Source organism: Enterococcus sp. C57, assembly GCF_040887305.1.
GTDB classification, from domain to species: domain Bacteria; phylum Bacillota; class Bacilli; order Lactobacillales; family Enterococcaceae; genus Enterococcus_B; species Enterococcus_B hirae.
This window is the reverse complement of record NZ_JBFOFP010000010.1, coordinates 1-22,698: the sequence shown is the minus strand read 5'-3', so window position 1 is coordinate 22,698 and position 22,698 is coordinate 1. Positions and strand designations below refer to the sequence as shown.

Here is a 22,698-nt window from a genome sequence, read left to right as displayed (position 1 = left end):
GTAAACAAATTGACATAGGCTGTTTGTTCTCTGCGCTGTACGGAGGGCGAACAGCCTAATGTCTGTAGTCTTTTATGAGAGAAGCGGTGATTAAAGTCATTTTTTTCGGAAAAATCATGGAAGATTGGACAACTTTTAATTTCACTTCAAAATTGTCTGTAACCATAAAAAAGTCGACCCCCAAAAAGGTCACTTTTTAGTCTAAATTTTTTGAGGTTGGTTCATTATTGTTCTGGGTTATAAATTTATTTTCATTTGTCCTTTTTCAGAAAATAATCAAGATTTCTTCTACTCTAGCGTTTTTTTGTTATAATGGATAAGAAATGAAAACTTGCCAAGAGGAGTAATATAAAGATGAATAAAATTTACCCAGATGACAGTTTGACGTTGCATACTGATTTATACCAAATCAACATGATGCAAACGTACTGGGAATTAGGTCGTGCGGATCTCCACGCTGTTTTTGAATGCTATTTCCGTGATATGCCATTTAACCATGGGTATGCCGTGTTTGCAGGATTAGAACGTCTTGTGGAATACTTAGAAAATTTGACGTTTAGTGAGTCAGACATTGAATACTTACGCAAAATGGACATCTACCCAGAAGGTTTTTTAACATATTTAAAAGAATTTAAATTTAAAGCTACTGTCCGCTCGGCGCGTGAAGGTGAATTAGTGTTTGCCAATGAACCATTGATCCAAGTGGAAGGTCCGTTAGCACATTGTCAATTGATTGAAACAGCCCTACTGAATATGGTGAACTTTCAAACGTTGATCGCTACGAAGGCAGCAAGAATCAAATCAGTGATCGGCGATGATCCATTGTTAGAATTTGGTACTAGAAGAGCGCAAGAATTGGATGCTGCTGTTTGGGGAACTCGAGCTGCTTACATCGGTGGAGCAGATGCTACTAGTAATGTCAGAGCTGGGAAAATCTTTGGGATTCCTGCAAGTGGAACGCATGCGCATGCACTTGTTCAATCTTATGGAAATGATTATGAAGCGTTTATGGCTTATGCGAAAACTCATAAAGACTGCGTGTTCTTAGTTGATACTTACGACACCTTGAAATCTGGTGTGCCTAGTGCGATCCGTGTAGCAAAAGAATTAGGCAATAAAATCAATTTCCTTGGGGTTCGTATCGATAGTGGCGACATGGCGTATATTTCGAAACGTGTTCGTGAACAATTAGATGCTGCTGGTTTCACTGAGGCTAAAATTTATGCTTCAAATGATTTAGATGAAGCAACGATTTTAAATTTAAAAATGCAAAAAGCTAAAATCGACGTTTGGGGTGTAGGAACGAAATTGATTACAGCCTATGACCAACCTGCGCTTGGTGCAGTCTTCAAATTGGTTTCAATTGAAGATAAAGAGGGCAAAATGATCGATACAATCAAGCTTTCCAGCAATGCAGAAAAAGTAACAACTCCTGGCAAGAAACAAGTGTGGCGAATCACTCGCAATTTTGATGGCAAATCAGAAGGAGACTACGTTACGCTTTGGGATGAAGATCCTAGAGAGGAAGCAGAGATTTTTATGTTTCATCCTGTGCATACCTTTATCAATAAAACGGTGCGTGACTTTACAGCTCGACCTATCTTACAAGATATTTTCGTGAAGGGCGAACGGGTCTATGAATTACCAACTTTAGATGAAATCAAAGCATATACACGTGATAACCTTGATTCACTGTGGGAAGAGTACAAACGTGACCTTAATCCACAAAAATACCCAGTTGATTTATCAACAGATTGTTGGAATCATAAAATGGCTACGATGGAACGGATGAAGAAAAATGTAGCTACTTTATACAATGAATATTAAGGAGGAAAAAGAATGAGCTTACAAGAAGAGATTATCCAAGAATTAGGTGTCAAACCAACCATTGATCCACAAGGTGAGATTCGAACTAGTATTGATTTCATGAAAGCTTATTTAAAGAAATATCCTTTCTTAAAAACCTTTGTTTTAGGAATCAGTGGGGGACAAGATTCTACGTTAGCGGGACGTTTGGCTCAATTAGCAATGGAAGAAATGCGTGAAGAAACACAAGACGATCGTTATCAATTTATCGCTGTACGCTTACCTTATGGCGAACAAGTAGACGAAGAGGATGCGAAAGCTGCAGTTGAGTTTATCCAGCCTGACGTTCGCCTACGAGTGAATATCAAACCTGCTGTCGATGCGCAAGTTGCTGAATTAGTCGCTGCAGGGATCGAAGTCAGTGACTTCAATAAAGGAAATATCAAAGCTCGTCAACGGATGATCACACAGTATGCAATTGCAGGTGGGCATGCAGGAGCAGTCTTGGGAACGGACCATGCAGCTGAAAACATTACTGGTTTCTTTACAAAGTATGGCGACGGTGGCGCCGATTTGTTACCATTATTCCGCTTGGACAAACGTCAAGGAAAACAATTATTACAAGAACTAGGGGCACCTGAGAAACTTTATACCAAAATCCCAACAGCTGATTTGGAAGATGGCAAGCCGTTGATCGCCGATGAGGTTGCTTTAGGTGTTACTTACACTGAGATTGATGATTATTTAGAAGGTAAAGAAGTTCCAACAGATGCCAAACAAAAAATTGAAGCTTGGTGGAACAAAACTCAGCATAAACGACACTTACCTATCTCGGTGTTAGATGATTTTTGGAAATAAGCCTAAAAACTTTGTTGAAGATCACACCAATGAATGAAGTAACATTGCTTGTTTTTAATGAACTCGTCATTTAGTAAAAAATAAGGTTGTCATAGTAAAGTTCAGATGGAAAAATAACCTGCTATATCCGAAAACAGCTTCTCGCATTTTCTGGATATAGCGGGTTATTTCTATTATCAAGAGAATATGAACCGCATGTTCTTTTTCAAGATTTAAGACAAAAGATTAAAAATAGCTATTCATTGGGTTTCAGTTCTATTCTGTAGTAGTACGTCAATGAAGTACTATTAATTAAGATTATAAACGCATGGAGGATTTTTTAACGCCTTTTTTATAAGTCACTACTTGCATACTATTGTTATGTTTTTGCAACACGATATTGAATGGTCAACAATTTATGAACGATCAAATCGGACAACGAATAAAAAATGATAAGGGTTTGTAGACAGTTCTTTACTTGTTATCTGGAAATCATTAAAATAAGGAAAGCGGTATCGAATAATAAATGAATTAAAGGAGTATCCATTTGAAAAGACATATAAAAGATAGTCTCAATCAATTGTCTGTCAAACAGAAAAATTGGTTAAAATATACATTAGTGGCGATAAGTATCGTTTTTGTCGTTGGACTAAGTAATTTGTATTTACAATGGTGTCAAAACGATCTTTCTTTTGATTTAGCTGTAAAATTTGCTTTCTCGTGGCATACGGAAAAATTTTTATTAGCTTGTTTAGTGTTATTAATGATCTTCCTTTTTTTAGTGGCAGTATTAGGTTCTTTTCTCTTTGGAACATTCTTTTATCTTGTTGGCATTGGAATATTAGGTTACGCAAACTATTTAAAAATGACCTATCGACAAGAACCGATTTATCCCGACGACCTAAAGATGATCAAAGAGTTTGGTTTATTAAAAGATATGACAGGCACAATCTCGTTTTATCTATTAGCAGGAATGATTCTATTGGTGGTAGCAGGTGGTTGTTGGGCTATCTATCGGAGTTTTAAGAAAGACAAGAAATTTCAAGCCATCCGAGTGATCACATTATTTACTACGATCTTTGCGCTAATTTATATTAGTCATTTCAATAACCCAAATAATTTATTACGTAAAGCATATAACAAAACGGCTTTGTGGATTCCTTATAGTCAAAAGATGAATTATTATAATACAGGTTTTATTGGTGGTTTCTTATACAATTTAAAAATCGATCCAATGGAAAAGCCAAAAGGGTACTCCGAAGAAAAAATCAAGGAAATTACATCACACTATCAAAAGCTGGCAGATGAAAAAAATAAAACTGCCTCAGAAGAACAACCGAATATCATTTATGTGATGAGCGAAAGTTTTTCAGATCCTAGTCGTTTGAATGGGGTGGAAATTACCGGTGATCCTTTGGCAGATTATTATGCGGTGGCTGATCAGACTTATAGTGGTCAGATGCTTTCTCAAAATTATGGTGGGGGAACAGCCAATATCGAATTTGAAGCATTAACTGGTTTTTCAATGGGACTATTCAATGCTCAATTAACAACACCCTACACAATGCTAGTACCCAAAATGAATCAATTACCTTCGATCGTTTCAACATTGAAAGATCAAAATTATCATACGACTGCGATCCATCCTTATAACACCTCGATGTACAAAAGAAAAGATGTTTACGAGGTTTTAGGTTTTGATGAATTTATTAGTGAAAATACGATGACGTATACAGACACCATTGAAGATAATCCCTACATTTCTGATGCTTCTGCTTATCAAGAAGTGATGGATCTTTTAAAAGAGGACGATACACCCCAATTTATCCATCTTGTGACGATGCAAACCCATATGCCTTATGATGGAAAATATCAGCAGCTCGAATATACAGCCAAAACAGAGGATAATAGTGGGATAAGTAGTTTAGAAAATTATCTTCAAGATATTTCGTATAGTAGCCAATCCTTAAAAGCGTTCACGGAAGAACTGAAGAAGTTATCAAGAAGAACACTAGTTGTTTTCTGGGGAGATCATTTACCAGGGATCTATTCTGACACCATTCAAAATAGTAATGAGAAACACACCTTACACGAAACACAGTTTTTGATGTTTGATAGTCAAGGAGAATTAGAAAAAACCGAAGCTCCTGTTACAAGTCCCTTTTATTTTGCTGCTGACTTGATGAATCAGACTAATCAACAGACAACTGGGTTTTATCAATTATTGTTGGCACTTCAAAATGAATTACCAGCGTTTGAGCGAGAACTATACTACCAAGAGGGGCAATGGCATCGGGAAGCACAATTAAACAAAAAACAAGCAGAACTTTATCAAGCCTATCAGATGATTCAATATGATATTGTTTCTGGAGAAAAATACAGTTTGCAAACAAATTTTTTTGAAAAATAACATATGACTTTATTACTCTGGGTAGAAAGCCTATTCAATTGTGCTAAAAAAAGGTAAAATAAAAGAGAAATAAAATCGAAAGTAGGAGAAAGAATGTTACCAAATATTGGTTATTATGTACAATCAGTCGATCGAATGGTCAAAGAGACGGAAGAGATCGGTGAACAGATGCATCCAAAATATCAAGTGATCAGAGAAGCGATTGATCAGAAAAAAACAGAAGACTTGTCTCCAGAAGAGTTAGCTGAAATCGTTCATTTGTTTGAAGAAGGAACAAAAAAATATCGTGTGATATTGAAAAAAATCAGTCATTTGCGACCACCAGCAAAAGTAATGGGTATTCATAAAAGTTTTGAAAAAGCCTATACTTCCTACGTGGCTGGTTGTGAAGAAATGACTCAAAGTATCCAACCAGAGTCTGGAGTTGACCATGATTTATTTGATGCTTCTGAAGAAAAACAGGATCAAGCGACAGAAAATATTTCTTCAGCCATCCAAAAAATGACAAATTTATTGTTGAAAAAATAAAACAGTATAAAGTTTCATTGAAAAATAGAGTGTTTTAATTTAATTATCATATGTTTTTTATGAAAAAAATCAGTCAATCACTTATTATATGAAAGTAACCTATACCAACAACAATTTTGAATTACTCGATCGAATAATTCACTTTTACCGTCAAGCCTAACCAACTTGACGGTTTTTGCTATTTACCGATCGTTTGTCTCAGTTCAACTCAATCCCTCCATATTCAAGTTCAACTTATAGAGGCTGCTCTCAACAAATCGTTCACCGAAAACAATGTAGTTCGGATGAACAAATAATATACCCGGCGGAGTTTCAGCACTAAGCAAAAAAACTCGAAACGTGAAAAACTTGTTTCGAGTTTTCGTCATGATCAAATCAAGTAACGCTTTTCCGATCACTTATTAATTTTCAACATTTCTGACATAATCATCAAAATATTGAAGTAAATCTTGTTTTAATTTTTGATAATCTGCTTCACTATATTCTTTTTCTTCTAACTTTCCTTGGAAAAAAGGAATTTCTAACTCTTCCCGTAATCGATCCAATACTTCATCTTTGTTCATGTTACTGCTCCTTTTCAAAATAAACACAGACACATTCTGGTGCATAGATGTCTTTTTGGCGTAATTCTAGTAAACCAGTCTCTTTATTTCGCGCGAAAAGCGTAAGATTATCGGTATTTTGATTGGCACATAAGACATAGTCGTTCGTAGGATCTAAAGCGAAATCTCTAGGGAAATCGCCTTCAGTAGAAATAATTTGGATACATTCCAACAGTTGCTCCTTTTCAGAAACTGCAAAGACTGCAATTGAGTTATGGCCACGATTGGAAGCATATACAAATCGACCATCATCTGAAATACGAATTGCAGCACCACCATTTTCTCCTTGAAAATCATCTGGTAGTGTACTAATTTTTTGTTTTTCTTCAAAGCTGCCTTGGGCTTTATTATACGAAAGCACACGAACAGTACTATCAAGTTCACCAAATAGGTAAGCAATGGTTTCATTTGCAGGATGGAAGACAAGGTGCCGGGGACCAGTTCCAGGTTCTGCCACAAATTCAGAAACTATAGTTAATTTTCCTTGATCAGATACATCGTACGTATAGACCCGATCCGTTCCTAGGTCACAAACCACTAAGCGGTTGTCTGGAGTTAAATCAGTATAATGGACATGTGCATGGTCTTGATTTTTATGAGGACCAGTTGCTTCTTGATGAAAAACGGCATCAGTTGCTTCGAGACCTCCATCGTCTAAAATACGATAAACATTGACTTCACCTTTATGATAATTAGCACCATATACTAATTGACGTGATTCATCAACTGCAACGTAACATAAAGGAGCGCCTGATTCTGTTACCGCATTCAAAAAATGGAATTCTTGATCGTAAGCCCCGATCCCACCTAAACCGTCCAGACTTGTGACGTTATAAAGATTACCAGCTTCACTTTTTGCTAAGTAAGTTGGACTATTTTCTTTTACAGCTAGCTTCAATCCTGAGACTTCTGCTTTTTCTGTATCTAATTCAATGGTATAAATTCCTTCACTCACACGTCTTGTGTACGTCCCTAAAATGATTTTTTCTTTCATTTTATCCCTCCTAGAATGTATGAAATAGGTTCCTTGTTTATTTTAGCACATTTCAAACAGGAGAGTTAAACAATGAGAATATGTTATACTGAATATAGAGTTGAGCGACAGAATTTGTAACAAAGGAGAGAATAAAATGATTCATGCAACCATCAAAGAAATCGGAGAAAATGCAGTAAGTGAACAAGAACCGATCTTGATTTTATTTGATCGAACAGCAACAACTACACTACGTAACTATTCAGTGATCCAAAAGATTACTTCTACCGAAAAATTTTCATTAAAAAAAGGGGATTCACTTTTTTTTGATCAACAAGAATATCAGATTGAACATGTGGGAAGATTGGCAAATGAAAATTTAAACACAGTAGGGCATGTTACGCTGATTTTTGATCATTATTCTGAGGAAAATAGTATTGTGAACGGTCTTTACTTAACACCACATCAGTTACCTGAGATTCATGTCGGTACACAAATCAAATACAAGTAGGTGAGATTATGGAAGGAAAAAACAAGCGATCAAAACCAGTCTCTTGGTTTTGGCGATGGTTTTTAAATAATCAAGTCGTTACTGCGTTATTAGTAGTACTTTTGATCTTATTGATCGTTTTTTTATTTACTAAGGTGTCCTATCTATTTGCCCCGATCTGGCAATTCCTGGCGATCGTTGGCTTACCCATTATTTTAGCGGCAATTTTGTATTATTTGATGAATCCAGTTGTTGACTATTTGGAAAAGCGCCAAGTTCCAAGGCTCTATAGCATCATCGGGTTATTTGTATTAGTCGTGGCACTGATTGCTTGGGGAACAGTGGTAATCATTCCTAAAATCCAAGAGCAAACCGTGAGTTTTATCAATCATTTTCCTCAATATGTGGATACGATCGATAATAAATTGACAGAAATACTAAGAGATCCTCTATTCAACCAATTTAGGGAACAATTGGAAGCTACTGGCGATAAGTTCATGAGTTCAGCAGGTGATATGCTCCAAGATATTTCAAAAAGTACGGTTCAAAGTTTAGGAAGTTTTGTGGGAGCAGTTGCTACGATTATTGTTGCTTTGCTAACTATGCCGTTTATCCTTTTCTACTTATTGAAAGATGGCAAGCAACTTGCCCCTTATTTTGTGAATTTCCTACCAACACGTATGCGAAAACCAACTTTGAAAGTATTAAGTGAAATGAACGATCAAGTTTCTTCTTATATCCGTGGACAATTGACGGTGGCTTTTGCAGTAGCGATCATGTTTATGATTGGATTTGCGATCATTGGACTCGATTATGCAGTCACCTTAGGGATCATTGCCGGTTTTTTAAATTTGATTCCCTATCTAGGCTCATTTTTAGCAATGATCCCGGCAATATTCTTAGGAATCGTGGCGGGACCGATCATGTTGATCAAAGTATTGATCGTGTTTGCTTTAGAACAAACGATTGAAGGACGATTGATTTCTCCATTAGTCTTAGGGAATCAATTGGCGATCCATCCGGTCACGATCTTATTAGTTTTATTAACTTCTGGGAAGCTGTTTGGAATCGTCGGTGTGATTTTAGGTATTCCAGTATATGCTGCAGCAAAAGTGGTTATCTCACATGTTTTTGAATGGTATACAACTATCTCTAGTTTATATGAAGAAAAACAAAGTGACTAACCAATTGTGCACTAAAAACACATGACTAAAAAAACGAAGAAAGCGAAAATAGTTTAACTATTTTCGAGATTCTTCGTTTTTTTTTTTTTTTTAAATTTTTTAAGAAATTTTTAGGTACTCGCTATGCAACAATCAAAGTTAGTAAAGGACTAACTTTATAGTAAACCTGCAAGTAGCTTTTATTAGAACGTTTGACCAAATGCTGCAGCTTTATCTAAAGCTGATTGCATCAATTCTTCTGCACGGTCAGGGGTATAGTCGATACCTTCAATAAATAATTGATCCACTTGATCGATACCGACAAAGTTTAAGATGCCTTTGACATATTGAGAAGCGAAGTCTTGACCGTTATAAATGCCTCCGTTGGATTGGATGTGCAAAGCTTTTTTACCAGAAACTAATCCTTCTGGTCCGTTTTCAGTATAACGGAATGTCTTGCCAGCGACATTGACGGTGTCAAACCAAGCTTTTAATTTTGTTGGGATATTCAAGTTCCATAAAGCATTCGCAATAACGATCTTGTCTGCAGCAAGAAATTGGTCGGTCAATTCATTGAAACGAGCAATTTTTTGTTGTTGACTTTCAGACAAAGTAGAGAACTCAGCACCTGCCCGAAGTGCTTCCCATCCTGAAAGTAATTCTTCATCGATTTCTGGGATATCATCACGATAAAGCTCTAAAACAGTCACTTCATCTTCTGGATGATTTTCTTTGTAACTAGTTAAAAAAGTTGTTAATGCTTTAACTGAACGTGATTCCTGTGCAGTTAATGGGTGCCCTTTTACTACTAAAACTGATGCCATAATATTCTCTCCTTTAAGCTGACTTGTTATCTGACTAACATAGCTAGTTTACTTGAAAGCGAAAAGGCTATCAAGTTTTTTTAAGGTTCGATTTTTAATTATGAATTTTTTTAGTCTTTTCATGAAAAAATATGGAAAAGCATTGCAAAACATCTTCTTGGTGTTATAATGACATAGCGTCATGTGACAGTGTGTCATTTTAGGAAGGAGGAAAAAGATGCCTACGAAAACTTTTTTTCATCTACCAGAGGAAAAGCAGAAACGTTTATTAGAAGCAGCTAGGATTGAATTTTCCAGAGTACCATTAAAAGATGCTTCCATCGCAAATATCGTGAAGATCGCAGAAATCCCTAGAGGTAGTTTTTATCAGTATTTTGAAGACAAAGAGGATCTTTACTATTATTATTTTGAAACTGTTCGACGTGATAGTTCAAAAGATATGTTCCAACTGATAAAAGATGTCGATGGGGATTTATTCGAAGGATTCGAGCTTTATTTTACTAAAATCATTCGGGAGATTTTAGTCGGGGAAAATGCTTCTTTTTATCGTAATCTTTTCATGAACTTGGACTATCGTGCTTCTCGTAAAGTCGTGCCACATACAAAAGATGATCAGCGTCATTCACATGCAAAACATCAAAAAGAGGCAAAAGAATTAATTGGATTGATTGATCGAACGACACTGAAAGTAAACGATGATCATGAACTGGAACTACTGATCCAATTGATCATGAATATCGTCTTTACTACGATTGCTCATGCCTATAAATCATTTTCAAAAAACGAAAATTACTCCGTGGATCATGCCATTAAAGAATTTAAATTAAAACTATCATGGTTGAAAGACGGCGTATATCAATAGAAAGAGGGGAATTACATGCTAAAAATCGTCAAACGGATTTCACTGACTTCAGCTATTGCAGCCACGTTGTTCATGGTTATCCAAGTTTTATCAGATCTTTATTTGCCGACGCTCACATCAAATATCATTGATAAAGGTGTAGCACGAGGTGATGTTGATTATATTTGGCAAACAGGTTTTGTTATGATCGGTTTTTCTTTGATTAGTATCATCGCAGCGATCGCAAATACCTTTTTTGCTACACGTGAGTCACAAAAATTAGGAAAGCAATTACGTACCGATGTTTATAAAAAATCTGAAAGTTTAACAAAAGATGCATTTGACAAATATGGTACAGCATCCTTGATTACCCGTACAACTAATGACGTGACACAAATCCAGATGGTTACGCAAATGTTTTTAAGAATGATGATCAATGCACCGATCACATTGGTTGGCGCAAGTTTTCTTGCTTATCAAAAAGATCATCAATTAACCAAAATCTTCTTAGTAGTTATTCCAATCATGCTAGTGGTGATCGGCGGAATCATGTTTTTTGCGGTACCACTATTCAAGAGCATGCAAAAGAAGACAGACCGTTTGAACCTAGTGTTTCGTGAAGGATTAACAGGGGTAAGGGTAATACGAGCGTTTGATAAGACACGTTTTGAAGAAAATCGTTTTGATTTAGCAAACAAAGATTATACAAATACAGCAATTAAAGTCAACACGATCGTTGCATTGATGATGCCGATGATGACTTTGATTATGAGTGGAACAAACGTAGCAATTACTTGGTTTGGTGGACACTACATAGCAGATATGACGTTAGAAGTCGGAAACCTAATTGCATTTATGACGTATGCTATGCAAATTTTAATTAGCTTTATGATGCTTTCAGCTATTTTTATCATGGTCCCTCGAGCGCAAGCTTCTGCTGATCGGATCAATGAAGTATTAGATGAAAAAGTAGGTATCTCAGATCCTGAGAACCCAACTGAGGTGACTCCTGCAGGTAAAGCTGCCACAATCTCATTTGAACATGTCAACTACCGGTACCATGGAGCTGAGAAGCTGGCATTAGAAGATATTGATTTTTCAGCAAAATCAGGCGAAACTGTTGCGATTATTGGTGGAACTGGTTCGGGTAAATCTACTTTAGTCAACCTTATCCCACGACTATACGATGTCGAATCAGGAACAATCAAGATTGATGGTGTAAGTATTACCGATATGACTCAGTATAATTTGCGTGAATTGATGGGCTTTGTTCCACAAAAAGCCATGTTGTTCTCTGGCACGATCAGAGAAAACATGCAGTACGGCAAAGCAGATGCTACTGATGAAATGATTTGGAAAGCGTTAGAAATCGCCCAAGCCAAAGACTTCGTTTCAGAAATGGAAGAGGGCTTAGACAGTCATGTTGAACAAGGCGGAGGAAATTTTTCTGGTGGGCAAAGACAACGTTTGGCGATTGCTCGAGCATTAGTCAAACCAGCTGATATTTATGTATTTGATGATTCTTTCTCGGCTTTGGACTTTAAAACAGATGCAAAATTACGTCAAGCTTTAAAACAAAATATGAAAGAAAGTATTACGGTTTTGGTTGCACAACGAGTAAGTACAGTAATGGATGCGGATATGATCTTAGTCCTTGATGAAGGAAAACTAGTTGGCAAAGGCACACACGATGAACTTCTTAAAACGAATGAAACCTATCAGGAAATCGTTCATTCACAATTAAGAGAGGAGGATCTAGCATGAGTAAAGGAACGACCAAACCTTCTCAACGACCAATGCCTGGCGGCGGTCACGGACCCGGTCGAAACATTGGGGCAAAAGGAGAAAAACCAAAGAATTTTTGGGGCACAGTGAAACGTTTATTTGGCTATATGTCAAAACGCTCGGTTGCGATCATTGCTGTATTTGTATTAGCGATCGCAGCAGTCATTTTCCAGATCCAAACACCAAAAGTATTAGGGAGAGCAACTACTGAGATTTTTAATGGGGTGATGGCTGGAGCAAAACAAATGCAAGCGGGGCAACAAATTTCTAAATTCCCAATTGATTTTGATAAAATTGCTCAAATCATCGCCACGGTTATTGTGATGTATTTGATTTCTGCAGTATTCAATTTCTTGCAACAATTTATTATGACACGAGTATCGCAACGAACAGTTTATGAGTTACGTCATGATCTAGAAGCAAAAATGAATCGTGTACCGATTTCTTATTATGATACACATACAAATGGAGACATCATGTCTCGTGCAATCAATGATATGGATAATATTGCCAGTACCCTTCAACAAAACTTAACACAGTTTGTAACAAGTGCAGTTACTTTGATCGGTGTCATCGTTATGATGCTTTCTATTAGTTGGCAATTGACGTTAGTGGCTTTACTGATGATTCCATTGAGTTTGATCGTCGTGATGATCATTGCACCCAAATCCCAAGTCTTTTTTGCAGAGCAACAAAAAAGTTTAGGTCTCTTAAACAACCAAGTAGAAGAAACTTATGGTGGTCATACGATCGTCAAAACTTTCAATCATACAGCCAAAGACCAAGAAGTTTTTGAAGAAGAAAACGATAAGTTATATGCTGCAGGGTGGAAAGCCCAGTTTATCTCTGCGATCATTATGCCTTTGATGAACTTCGTTAAAAATCTTGGCTATGTATTTGTTGCTGTATTAGGTGGGGTCAAAGTTGCAAATGGGAATATGACACTTGGGGACGTTCAAGCGTTCTTACAATATACGACACAATTCTCACAGCCGATTACTCAACTTGCAAGTTTAATGAACACGATCCAGTCAACTGTTGCATCTGCGGAACGGGTTTTTGAAGTGCTGGATGAAGAGGAAATGTCTGATAAAAAATCTGGGTTACCTGTTGAAGAGAACACACCATATAAAGTTCGTTTTGAAAATGTTCAATTCGGTTATACCAAAGATCAACTATTGATGACAGATTTTAATCTGGATGTGAAACCTGGAGAAATGGTGGCCATTGTTGGTCCGACTGGTGCTGGTAAAACGACCTTGATCAACTTGTTAGAACGTTTCTATGATGTTTCTGGCGGAAGTATCCGTTATGACGGGGTAGATACGAGAGATTTATCTCGAGATAACTTACGTGCTCAATTTTCAATGGTTCTGCAAGATACATGGCTATTTACAGGTAGCATCTACGACAATATCAAATACGGAAACGATGATGCAACTGACGAACAAGTGATTGAAGCAGCCAAAGCTGCCCATGTTGATGACTTTGTTCGCAAACTGCCTGAAGGTTATCAAACGGTATTAAATGAAGATGCCAGCAACATTTCCCAAGGGCAACGACAGTTAATCACGATTGCTCGGGCATTTTTAGCTAATCCGGATGTATTGATACTTGATGAAGCAACTTCTAGTGTGGATACTCGGACAGAGATTTTGATCCAAAAAGCGATGAATCGTTTATTAGAAAATCGAACAAGCTTTGTAGTAGCTCACCGTCTGTCAACCATTCGAGATGCCGATAACATTATTGTCATGAACCACGGTTCAATTGTTGAAACAGGAAATCATGATCAATTGATGGAAAAAGATGGATTTTATGCTGATTTATATAACAGCCAGTTTTCCGAAGAAGCTGTTTCTTAACAATTCATTAATAGTAAAACGCATGGAAAGAGCATCTGAAGCGTTCCATGCGTTTTATTTATTATAATGAATGTTATTTAAAAATAATTGCAGTATTGCGTGGAAAATGCGAAAATTCTCACATTTTTTTTAATAAAAACCCATTTATTGCTTGAAAGAAATGTGAAGCATCGTTAAAATAAAGCTGGACGTAGAGGGGAGCAAGAAAAATGAAAGAATTTAAATTGGGGTCTACTACTTACCTAAAAAGTGTAGCAATCCGGGTTAAAGATAGAGATAAAATGATTGATTTTTACAAAAATACGATCGGTTTTGATTTGAAACGGGAAGAAAATGAATTAGCTATTTTAGGGACACAAGAGCAAAATAGTGAGATGCTATTGCTAGAAGAAAGTCCTAGAGCGCATGATTACATTGGGGAAATCAAAAAACTGAAACGTTTTTCATTGATTATTCCAACGGTAGCAGAAATGGCTGATATCCTTTCCCGTATCCGTAAAACAAACTATCCAATTGAAGATGCGTTAGAAGATCAAGGGCGCATGGGGATCTTACTTAAGGATCCAGAAGGTAACGAATTAGAAATTTATCACGAAGAGGACAATGTTCAAGAACGAAATCAACCAGAAGCAATGGATCAAGAGTCATTATTACGTAAGTCAGAAGAGCGTTACAAAAAATTATCCGCTAATTCTTACTTTGAAAAAATCCATTTAAACGTTTTTGATAGCGAAGAAGAACGCCGTTTTTTAAGTGATTTACTGGGACTAAAAGTTCGGGAAGAAAAGAACGGATTACATGTTTTAAATGAAGGGAACTTCCATGTAGGAATCTCAGAAGCAAATAGTGAGGCATTAGCATTGCCGACTCATGAAGTATTAGGTTTAGATTTCTTGAAATTCGTGATTGATCAAGAAAGCATGGAACAGTTGATTCAGCATTTAAATGAAACTGCAGTTGACTTCTTTATCGATCAAAGACATACTGTGTTAACAATTTATGATGCGATTGGTATCGAATGGTGGTTTGTGATCGATACAAAAAAAGCCAAAAAATAAAGCGAAGACAAATAATTGAATAGGTAGAAATAGCTCCTAACGATTTGATGTTTAGGGGCTTTTGCTTTTGTTCATTGTTGGCAAAGCGCATCACAAGCAGCAACGGAAATCGAAAGCTGATTTTTTGTTCAATATATAAAGAGATACCAGAAACAACTCTTCAACTAAAGAAGTTTCTCTAAGATACAAGAGGATAGAAGAAAAGTTGATTTAAAAAATTTTCTTATTGTCATTGGAGCTGAACGCTTCTTTCACGACCTAATCCACGGCGTTCAAGAAGCAACTCCTCAGCAATAAGCGATGATTTTCTAAAATATGAGAAGCTATTTTAAAAAATCCTCTCTTATTCGCTCGGAGCTAATCGCTTCTTTCACGACCTAATCCACGGTGTTCAAAGAGCTGCCCTTCGGTAATAAGTCAAAAAATCTCAAAACATGAGGAGCTGTTTCGAGATTTTCCTCCTTATTACTCAGGGCAAAACGCTCTTTTCACAACCTTTATCCACGGCGTTCAAACATCAGCTCCTTGAAATAAGCCTGAATTTTTCAAAACATGAGGAGCTGTTTCAAAAAAATCTTTCTTATTGTCATCGGAGCTACCCGATGTTTTCACGACCTTACCCACGGCGTTCAAGAAGCAACTCCTCAGCAATAAGCGATGATTTTCTAAAATATGAGAAGCTATTTTAAAAAATCCTCTCTTATTCGTTCGGAGCTGAACGCTTCTATCACGACCTAATCCACGGTGTTCAAAGAGCTGCCCTTCGGTAATAAGGAGTAAAATCTCAAAACATGGAAAGCTGTTTCGAGATTTTCCTCCTTATTACTCAGGGCAAAACGCTCTTTTCACAACCTTTATCTACTTGCATCCTCTTGGATAAAGCTATATGATTTGACTTAGCATGATGAACAAAAATTGATTTCTTCGACAGAGAAGGAGAATAAAATGTACCCAGAAACGAAACAGTTGATTTTAAATAAACTTGAAGAAGGTTATTATCCTGGTGTTGTTGGTGCGTTTATTAAGCATAAGCATGTTGAAACTTTTTCAGCAGGTCATGCACAGATCGTACCTGAAACCCAACCAATGACAGCAGATCTATTATTTGATGTGGCTTCTTTAACAAAAGTGATCGCTACCACCAGTCTAGTGTTACGCTTGTGGGAAGATGGTAAAATCGACTTAGACAAACCGTTACACCATTATTTACCGGCTTTTGAAAATGAAACAATCACGATACGACATTTACTGACTCATACATCAAATATTGAAACTTGGATTCCTAATCGAGATCAACTCTCTCAAGAACAGCTGATCGAAGCCTATTTAAAGCTTCAACCTGGTGATCAGTTAGGGAAATTAGTGAAATATACAGATGCAGGCACGATTTTATTAGGATTGATGCTTGAAGAGATTTTCCAAGAGCCAGCCACAGAATTATTTGAAGAACAAGTATTAGCGCCTTTAGGGATGATGCACAGTACTTTTTTACCGTATCCTTCCAAAAGAATTGTTCCCACACAACAATTCGCTTCAGGTGAGGTTTTGCGGGGAGTTACACATGATCCTAAAGCGAGAGTACTCGCTGAACATGCAGGAAATGCTGGGTTGTTTCTTGATTTAGAGGACAGTATTACCTTTGTAAAAATGTATTTGAATTTAGGGAAAGCTGAAAATGGGCGTTTTTTAGAAGAACAAACGATTCGCTCACTTTTACAAGATCATACGCCAACGAAAAAAGGCAATCGTTCCTTAGGATGGGATTTAAAAAAAGGATTAGAACAACAGCAACCAATTCTTTTTCATACTGGTTATACGGGCACGTTCTTACTAATTGACATTATTGAACAAGAAGCATTTATTTTCTTATCAAACCGTATCCATCCAACGGATCATCGTGAAGCTTATATTCGTTGTCGTGATGAAATTGTTGAAAAATTTTTGAAAGAGAAAGCGTTATTAAAAAAATGATGCTATAATAACTATGAACATTGAGAGGAGTTTGAACTATGCAAGAACCTATGTTTTTAAAACCAGTTTTTCAAGAAAAAATTTGGGGAGGCAGCCGTTTAAGATCAGTATTTGGATTTGATATACCTAATGATAAAATCGGTGAAGATTGGGCGATCAGCGCACATCCACATGGTGTAAGTGTCGTTGAAAACGGTGAATACCAAGGACAAAAATTAGACGAGTTATGGCAAAACCACAAGGAATTGTTTGGCAACCCAACTGAGCCTGTCTTCCCATTATTAATTAAAATCTTAGATGCAGAAGATGAATTATCAGTACAAGTCCATCCAGATGATGCTTATGGAATGAAGCACGAAGGTGAGTTAGGAAAAACAGAATGTTGGTATATCATTGATGCTGAACCTGGAGCAGAAATCATTTATGGCCATCATGCAAAAACAAGAGAAGAACTTGCTGAGATGATCCAAGAGGGTCGTTGGGATGACTTATTGAAAAAAGTCCCAGTTAAAAAAGGCGACTTTTTCTATGTCCCTAGTGGAACGATCCATGCAATTGGTAAAGGGATCATGATTTTAGAAACGCAACAAAGCTCGGACACGACTTATCGTGTATATGATTATGACCGTAAAGATGCCAATGGCAATACGCGTGAATTGCATATCCAACAATCAATTGATGTGACAACTGTTCCAGCTATTACGCCACAGATTCAAATGAAAGAAGTACGTAAAGGGAATTCTTCGATCGTTACGTATTTAGAGACCGAGTTTTTTAATGTTTATGAATGGGATATCAAAGGAATTACATCATTTAAAAAACAAGCACCTTATACATTAGCGACAGTAATCGATGGAGCAGGAGAGTTAGTTGTTAATGAAAAAATTTACCCATTAACTAAAGGGGCAAGTTTTATTTTACCAAATGATGTGACAGAATGGACGGTTCAAGGAGAGTTATCAATCATTGCCTCTGAACCAGGTAAAGCATCGAAATAAAGAATCAGTGATTTATTAGTTAACTTTGCAGATGGTTATTTTTTCTGATTGGTGTTGTGAAATAAAAAAACTGAGCCTTGTGTTGTGAATGTCTTAAGTTAGACCAAGATCTAACTTAAGCAAGTCAGCACAAGTGTTCAGTTTTTTTTGTTTTGGAATGCTGGTAAAAATGAAGCTGCTGATTGCTAATAAAAAATTAGGAAAAATAGGTTCTTGAAATAGCTTTCAATCTGTGGTATATTTTCGATGTAGAGTTAAAACGTTTTAATTATTGATGAATGGCGTTTGATTCAATTAATATGTAATATGGAGTGATGAAGGAATGAACACTGTAACAGTTATCGGTAGCATTAATTTAGATCGGACCATCCGAGTTAAACACATGCCTAAACCAGGAGAAACGATCCACACGAAAGAAACATTTTCAGCTGGCGGAGGAAAAGGAGCAAACCAAGCAGTTGCTGCAAGACGTTCAGAAGCTACTACTCATTTTATTGGAGCGATTGGTACCGATGAAGCTGGCAAAACAATGGCTGAGCTTTTAGAACAAGAAGAAATCAATTTACAAGGTGTAGCAACTCTTGAAAACCAAGCGACTGGTCAAGCTTACATCATCGTTGATGATGCTGGGGAAAATAGTATTATGATCCATGCCGGAGCGAACAATGCGTTTACACCAGAACAAGTTAGACAAAACAAAGCGATCATCGAAAAAAGTGATTTTATCATCGCACAGTTTGAAAGCGCTATAGAAAGTACGGTTGAAGCTTTTAACCTAGCAAAAGAGGTTGGAGTAAAAACAATTTTGAATCCTGCCCCAGCATTAGAAAATGTGCCTGAAGAGTTATTGAAAGTAACAGATATGATTATTCCTAATGAAACAGAAACAGAAATTTTAACAGGGATTTCGATTACGGACGAAGAAAGCTTAAAACAGGCTGCAGCTCACTTACATCAATTAGGAATCGAAGTTGTAATTATCACGATCGGAAGTAAAGGCGCATTTTACTCGATTAAAAACAGCAAAAATGGGATCGTGCCAGCGTTCAAAGTGAGTGCAGTCGATACGACAGCTGCAGGTGATACATTCATTGGTGCGATGAGTAGCATGTTAGCAACTGATTTTAGTAATTTAGAGGAAGCAATTACCTATGGAAATAAAGCTTCTTCTTTGACAGTTCAACGTTTTGGCGCACAACCTTCTATTCCATATAAACAAGAATTGAATTAAGAAAGGACGTTTTTATTATGAAAAAATCAAAAGTAATCAATTCAGATATCTCTCGTGTAATCGCACAAATGGGACATTTTGACACATTAAGTATCGGTGATGCAGGTATGCCCGTGCCGATGACAACTGAAAAAATCGATTTGGCTGTAGATAATGGTATTCCAAGCTTTATGGAAGTCTTGAACAATGTGCTTGAAGAGTTAGAAGTTCAACGTATTTATTTAGCTGAAGAAATCAAGTCAGAAAACCCTAAAGTATTATCGGAAATTCAACAACGGCTACCTGAAACACCTATTACTTTTATCCCTCATAGTAAAATGAAAGCTGATTTGAATCAGTGTCATGCGTTTATTCGCACAGGGGAAATGACACCTTATGCTAATATTATTTTAGAAAGCGGCGTCGTTTTTTAAAAAAGAAGGAGGAATAGTCTACCATGAATACTACCGCGCTTTTAATTGGCTTAGGCCCACTACTTGGTTGGGGGTTATATCCTACGATCGCATCTAAGATCGGGGGACGTCCGGTCAATCAAATTTTAGGTTCAACATTAGGAACATTGATTTTTGCAATTGTTTTTGCTTTATATAAAGGAATGGAGTTACCAACAGGATCTGACCTGACTTTTTCAATCTTATCTGGTGTTGGTTGGGCAATCGCCCAAATCATTACATTCCAATCCTTTACCTTGATTGGTTCTTCTCGTGCAATGCCTATTACTACTGCTTTTCAATTATTAGGAGCTTCATTGTGGGGCGTGTTTGCTTTAGGAAATTGGCCAGGTGCTACTGCGAAAGTCTTGGGTGCCTTTGCTTTAGTTTTGATTATTTTAGGTGCTTGGATGACTGTTTGGACTGAAAAGAAAAATACAGAAGGCAGTAACTTATTGAAAAAAGCGGTTCTTTTATTAGCAGTAGGCGAAATCGGCTACTGGGCTTATTCCGCAGCTCCTCAAGCAACTTCAATTGATGGAATGCATGCCTTTTTACCTCAAGCAATTGGTATGGTAATCGTTGCTGTTGTTTATTCAGCTGTTTTAAGTTTTAAAGAAAAATCAGCGTTTGTCGAAGTTGTCTCTTATAAACATATTTTTTCAGGATTTTTCTTTGCCTTCGCTGCTTTAACTTATTTAATTTCAGCTCAACCAGATATGAATGGGTTAGCAACAGGATTTATTCTTTCTCAAACATCCGTAGTATTAGCGACACTGACTGGTATTTGGTTCCTAGGACAAAAGAAAACCAAGAAAGAAATGACTGTTACAGTTATTGGACTAGTCTTGATTTTAGCTGCTGCTACGATCACTGTAATGATCTAACTCTTCCCCAAAACAAAATAAGCTGAACTGAAAGACATTGATTGACTTAAGTTGATCAATGTCTTTTATTTTTTTTGGAAGAATCGCAAATAAATCGTAATTATAGAGTGAGGAGGGATTTACGTGTTACGAATCTGTTCAAAAAAAGCAATTCGAAGTAAAGCACTAACGATTCGATTATTTGATGGTTCTACGTGGGCTAATTTAGGAAATGGACAGTTTATCAATCAAGAGACAAAAAAAGAATTACCTGACTACAAGATTTATCCACAAATAAAAACAGCCGTTTCTTCTGGCGGTCTTATCTTTGCTAAACGAAGGAACACAAAACAAAACTTACAGTACGTGGAACGACCAATGAAAGTAAAAGCTTGGCAAGTTTAGTCGTTGCAAAAAAACATATTTGTTCGTTGAAAATGTTATATGTGAGCATCATTACTGGTTAGCAATCTAACTGATAACGATGATTTGCTGTCAATCTTTATCGATGCTCAACTAAATGACAGTCCTGTTAGTGTTGGCATGCTAACAGCAAAAGTATGACTAGAATCTCTTACGGAGGACGGAACCGATAACTGTGATTAACGGTTTGAAGAAAAATTTCTTACGTAATGTTTTTTCCGAGGACCGTGAGGATATGGGTTGGCTTTTTCCTAAAAAAGTCAGGTTTCCATTTATCCTAAAAATGGTGTGGCCTTAAAATTTTTAAGGAGTGACAACTTGATGACAGAACTCCAGCGATTATTAACTTTTATGCGTAGTAGTAAAAGAAAACAGATTACTTTGCGTGAATATGAACAGCTTGTTCATCAAGATGGATGGACAAATGGAGACAAAGCAAAATTGATCAATCAGATACAAAAAAGTGGCGTTTTAAGGTATGACCGCACTAAAAATGAATATGTGATTCGCTTGATTCAGTAGCGAATATTTTGATTTTTAGTGTCAGTAGTAATTCTATGTTTATGAGAGAACTTTTGTAGATAAGCAGGTTTATTATCAAAAAACAGGAGAATTTCGATGAAAAAATACCAGTTAGTTGTACGCATATTTTTGATCATTCATTTATTATCCGTTTCGTTTTGCCGACCACTTGTTGTTTTAGCAGGAAATTTAGAAAATACAGATCAAGACGATCGTAAAATAAGTTTTTTTCAAGAGAATCAGTTGATTCAAACTGAAGACGGCAAATTATATACGACAACTCCTTCGAATTACATCACTCACTCGATTCATGCTGCTTTAGGAGAAACTCAAACCCACCAACGAAACAATCAAACGATTTATGTTGACCCCAATGCTCATATCTCCAATATTGATATTCGCTTATCGAACGGTGTACGTGAATATGGCTGGTACGGTAAACGGATCAACAATGAAATTGCCTTGTGCATAGAACCAGGTGCTGCACTTAATCTTGGAAATAACTCTGGCTATACAGTCGCTGAGCGAAATACTGAACAGATGAAAAAAATTTCTTTGATTAAGTATTACGGGCTGATGGTTTCGGGCCACACGTTGAAAAAAGAATTGATGACTCAAATTTTGGCATGGGAACAACAAGGGATTACACCGTTGAGTATTTCAGGGGTATTTTCGATGACGGACTATCAAACCTTTAAATCTGCTGTCATGAAAAATGTCAATTATTTCTATACATCACCTTCTTTTGACAAACAAACGATAAACTTAAAAGTTGGAGAAAGTATCACCTTAACTGACACGACCCATGCCTTTAGTAATTATCAGTCATTACCATCTTTCGTCTCACAAGGACTAAGTATTTCTAAAAAAGGAAATCAATTAACGATTCTTGCCAACAAAAATGCAGAAGCGACTAGTCGAGTTGAATTTGACTATGATATTGCCTCTACTTTTCAAGGTGTTCCGCTAATTTATCAACACCCATATACCCAAAATATGATGGTTGGCAGATTAAATGAACGTAAAAAAATTTCTTTAACCATAACTGTTTTAAAAAACGGCAATGCCCGTGTA

Annotated in this window: 20 protein-coding genes and 1 pseudogene; 18 read left to right on the top strand and 3 right to left on the bottom strand. The window is 36.7% G+C overall.

Features of this window, described 5'->3' with window-relative positions:
- Positions 1-354 precede the first annotated feature (354 nt).
- The 4 genes from AB5M32_RS11730 (at position 355) to AB5M32_RS11715 (ending at position 5,581) form a co-directional block, all read left to right on the top strand.
- A complete protein-coding gene (locus AB5M32_RS11730; protein ID WP_010738428.1) occupies positions 355-1,827 on the top strand; it encodes a nicotinate phosphoribosyltransferase in 1,473 nt (490 codons plus the stop codon).
- A 12-nt stretch (positions 1,828-1,839) separates the two neighbouring features.
- Complete coding sequence (nadE, locus tag AB5M32_RS11725) at positions 1,840-2,664, top strand: ammonia-dependent NAD(+) synthetase (RefSeq protein ID WP_010720037.1); 825 nt, start codon at positions 1,840-1,842, stop codon at positions 2,662-2,664.
- Between the two features lie 538 nt (positions 2,665-3,202).
- Entirely contained in the window at positions 3,203-5,053 is a 1,851-nt protein-coding gene (locus AB5M32_RS11720; RefSeq protein WP_178287305.1) for an LTA synthase family protein, read from the top strand.
- Between the two features lie 93 nt (positions 5,054-5,146).
- Entirely contained in the window at positions 5,147-5,581 is a 435-nt protein-coding gene (locus tag AB5M32_RS11715) for a hypothetical protein (RefSeq protein WP_178286797.1), read from the top strand.
- Positions 5,582-5,982: 401 nt separating this feature from the next.
- Here the strand turns inward: AB5M32_RS11715 and AB5M32_RS11710 are convergent, their stop codons facing one another.
- Both AB5M32_RS11710 and AB5M32_RS11705 read right to left on the bottom strand, forming a co-directional pair.
- Positions 5,983-6,144 (bottom strand): hypothetical protein, encoded by a 162-nt coding sequence (locus AB5M32_RS11710; protein WP_010720034.1) that lies wholly within the window; start codon positions 6,142-6,144, stop codon positions 5,983-5,985.
- Position 6,145: 1 nt separating this feature from the next.
- A complete protein-coding gene (locus tag AB5M32_RS11705; protein WP_010720033.1) occupies positions 6,146-7,177 on the bottom strand; it encodes a lactonase family protein in 1,032 nt (343 codons plus the stop codon).
- Positions 7,178-7,313: 136 nt separating this feature from the next.
- On the opposite strand from AB5M32_RS11705, the gene AB5M32_RS11700 reads away from it, so the two are divergent.
- Positions 7,314-7,667 (top strand): PTS glucitol/sorbitol transporter subunit IIA, encoded by a 354-nt coding sequence (locus tag AB5M32_RS11700; RefSeq protein WP_034699568.1) that lies wholly within the window; start codon positions 7,314-7,316, stop codon positions 7,665-7,667.
- A gap of 8 nt (positions 7,668-7,675) precedes the next feature.
- Complete coding sequence (locus AB5M32_RS11695; RefSeq protein WP_178286795.1) at positions 7,676-8,830, top strand: AI-2E family transporter; 1,155 nt, start codon at positions 7,676-7,678, stop codon at positions 8,828-8,830.
- Positions 8,831-9,012: 182 nt separating this feature from the next.
- Here the strand turns inward: AB5M32_RS11695 and AB5M32_RS11690 are convergent, their stop codons facing one another.
- Entirely contained in the window at positions 9,013-9,633 is a 621-nt protein-coding gene (locus AB5M32_RS11690; protein ID WP_010720030.1) for an NAD(P)H-dependent oxidoreductase, read from the bottom strand.
- Positions 9,634-9,850: 217 nt separating this feature from the next.
- Between AB5M32_RS11690 and AB5M32_RS11685 the strand changes: the two genes are divergently transcribed.
- The 12 genes and pseudogenes from AB5M32_RS11685 to AB5M32_RS11630 form a co-directional block, all read left to right on the top strand.
- The gene (locus AB5M32_RS11685) at positions 9,851-10,495 is read left to right on the top strand and encodes a TetR/AcrR family transcriptional regulator (RefSeq protein ID WP_010720029.1); all 645 of its coding nucleotides are present in this window, start codon (positions 9,851-9,853) and stop codon (positions 10,493-10,495) included.
- Positions 10,496-10,510: 15 nt separating this feature from the next.
- Positions 10,511-12,238 carry an ABC transporter ATP-binding protein gene (locus AB5M32_RS11680; RefSeq protein ID WP_034699574.1) on the top strand — a complete coding sequence of 576 codons (1,728 nt, stop codon included), beginning with the start codon at positions 10,511-10,513 and terminating at the stop codon, positions 12,236-12,238.
- Entirely contained in the window at positions 12,235-14,124 is a 1,890-nt protein-coding gene (locus AB5M32_RS11675; RefSeq protein WP_063626571.1) for an ABC transporter ATP-binding protein, read from the top strand. Before AB5M32_RS11680 ends, AB5M32_RS11675 begins: the two co-directional genes overlap by 4 nt.
- A 209-nt stretch (positions 14,125-14,333) precedes the next feature.
- The gene (locus AB5M32_RS11670; RefSeq protein ID WP_010738419.1) at positions 14,334-15,182 is read left to right on the top strand and encodes a VOC family protein; all 849 of its coding nucleotides are present in this window, start codon (positions 14,334-14,336) and stop codon (positions 15,180-15,182) included.
- A gap of 945 nt (positions 15,183-16,127) precedes the next feature.
- The gene (locus tag AB5M32_RS11665) at positions 16,128-17,153 is read left to right on the top strand and encodes a serine hydrolase domain-containing protein (RefSeq protein WP_368024470.1); all 1,026 of its coding nucleotides are present in this window, start codon (positions 16,128-16,130) and stop codon (positions 17,151-17,153) included.
- 38 nt (positions 17,154-17,191) lie between these two features.
- Positions 17,192-18,151: a mannose-6-phosphate isomerase, class I gene (gene manA / locus AB5M32_RS11660; RefSeq protein ID WP_010720024.1), complete on the top strand. Its 960-nt coding sequence runs from the start codon at positions 17,192-17,194 to the stop codon at positions 18,149-18,151.
- A gap of 322 nt (positions 18,152-18,473) precedes the next feature.
- Positions 18,474-19,382 (top strand): ribokinase, encoded by a 909-nt coding sequence (gene rbsK / locus AB5M32_RS11655; protein ID WP_178286789.1) that lies wholly within the window; start codon positions 18,474-18,476, stop codon positions 19,380-19,382.
- A 17-nt stretch (positions 19,383-19,399) separates the two neighbouring features.
- A complete protein-coding gene (gene rbsD / locus AB5M32_RS11650) occupies positions 19,400-19,795 on the top strand; it encodes a D-ribose pyranase (protein ID WP_010720022.1) in 396 nt (131 codons plus the stop codon).
- A 23-nt stretch (positions 19,796-19,818) separates the two neighbouring features.
- Entirely contained in the window at positions 19,819-20,700 is an 882-nt protein-coding gene (locus AB5M32_RS11645) for a ribose/proton symporter RbsU (protein ID WP_010720021.1), read from the top strand.
- A gap of 123 nt (positions 20,701-20,823) precedes the next feature.
- The gene (locus AB5M32_RS11640) at positions 20,824-21,084 is read left to right on the top strand and encodes a hypothetical protein (RefSeq protein WP_010738415.1); all 261 of its coding nucleotides are present in this window, start codon (positions 20,824-20,826) and stop codon (positions 21,082-21,084) included.
- Between the two features lie 339 nt (positions 21,085-21,423).
- Positions 21,424-21,624: a hypothetical protein gene (locus AB5M32_RS11635; RefSeq protein WP_010720019.1), complete on the top strand. Its 201-nt coding sequence runs from the start codon at positions 21,424-21,426 to the stop codon at positions 21,622-21,624.
- 96 nt (positions 21,625-21,720) lie between these two features.
- Positions 21,721-22,698: pseudogene (locus AB5M32_RS11630) on the top strand (hypothetical protein); the annotation flags it as partial.

Coding starts and splice junctions, on each gene's coding strand:
- AB5M32_RS11730 (WP_010738428.1), top strand. CDS start 355: ATGAATAAAATTTACCCAGATGACAGTTTGACGTTGCATACTGATTTA.
- nadE (WP_010720037.1), top strand. CDS start 1,840: ATGAGCTTACAAGAAGAGATTATCCAAGAATTAGGTGTCAAACCAACC.
- AB5M32_RS11715 (WP_178286797.1), top strand. CDS start 5,147: ATGTTACCAAATATTGGTTATTATGTACAATCAGTCGATCGAATGGTC.
- AB5M32_RS11710 (WP_010720034.1), bottom strand. CDS start 6,144: ATGAACAAAGATGAAGTATTGGATCGATTACGGGAAGAGTTAGAAATT.
- AB5M32_RS11705 (WP_010720033.1), bottom strand. CDS start 7,177: ATGAAAGAAAAAATCATTTTAGGGACGTACACAAGACGTGTGAGTGAA.
- AB5M32_RS11700 (WP_034699568.1), top strand. CDS start 7,314: ATGATTCATGCAACCATCAAAGAAATCGGAGAAAATGCAGTAAGTGAA.
- AB5M32_RS11695 (WP_178286795.1), top strand. CDS start 7,676: ATGGAAGGAAAAAACAAGCGATCAAAACCAGTCTCTTGGTTTTGGCGA.
- AB5M32_RS11690 (WP_010720030.1), bottom strand. CDS start 9,633: ATGGCATCAGTTTTAGTAGTAAAAGGGCACCCATTAACTGCACAGGAA.
- AB5M32_RS11685 (WP_010720029.1), top strand. CDS start 9,851: ATGCCTACGAAAACTTTTTTTCATCTACCAGAGGAAAAGCAGAAACGT.
- AB5M32_RS11680 (WP_034699574.1), top strand. CDS start 10,511: ATGCTAAAAATCGTCAAACGGATTTCACTGACTTCAGCTATTGCAGCC.
- AB5M32_RS11675 (WP_063626571.1), top strand. CDS start 12,235: ATGAGTAAAGGAACGACCAAACCTTCTCAACGACCAATGCCTGGCGGC.
- AB5M32_RS11670 (WP_010738419.1), top strand. CDS start 14,334: ATGAAAGAATTTAAATTGGGGTCTACTACTTACCTAAAAAGTGTAGCA.
- AB5M32_RS11665 (WP_368024470.1), top strand. CDS start 16,128: ATGTACCCAGAAACGAAACAGTTGATTTTAAATAAACTTGAAGAAGGT.
- manA (WP_010720024.1), top strand. CDS start 17,192: ATGCAAGAACCTATGTTTTTAAAACCAGTTTTTCAAGAAAAAATTTGG.
- rbsK (WP_178286789.1), top strand. CDS start 18,474: ATGAACACTGTAACAGTTATCGGTAGCATTAATTTAGATCGGACCATC.
- rbsD (WP_010720022.1), top strand. CDS start 19,400: ATGAAAAAATCAAAAGTAATCAATTCAGATATCTCTCGTGTAATCGCA.
- AB5M32_RS11645 (WP_010720021.1), top strand. CDS start 19,819: ATGAATACTACCGCGCTTTTAATTGGCTTAGGCCCACTACTTGGTTGG.
- AB5M32_RS11635 (WP_010720019.1), top strand. CDS start 21,424: ATGACAGAACTCCAGCGATTATTAACTTTTATGCGTAGTAGTAAAAGA.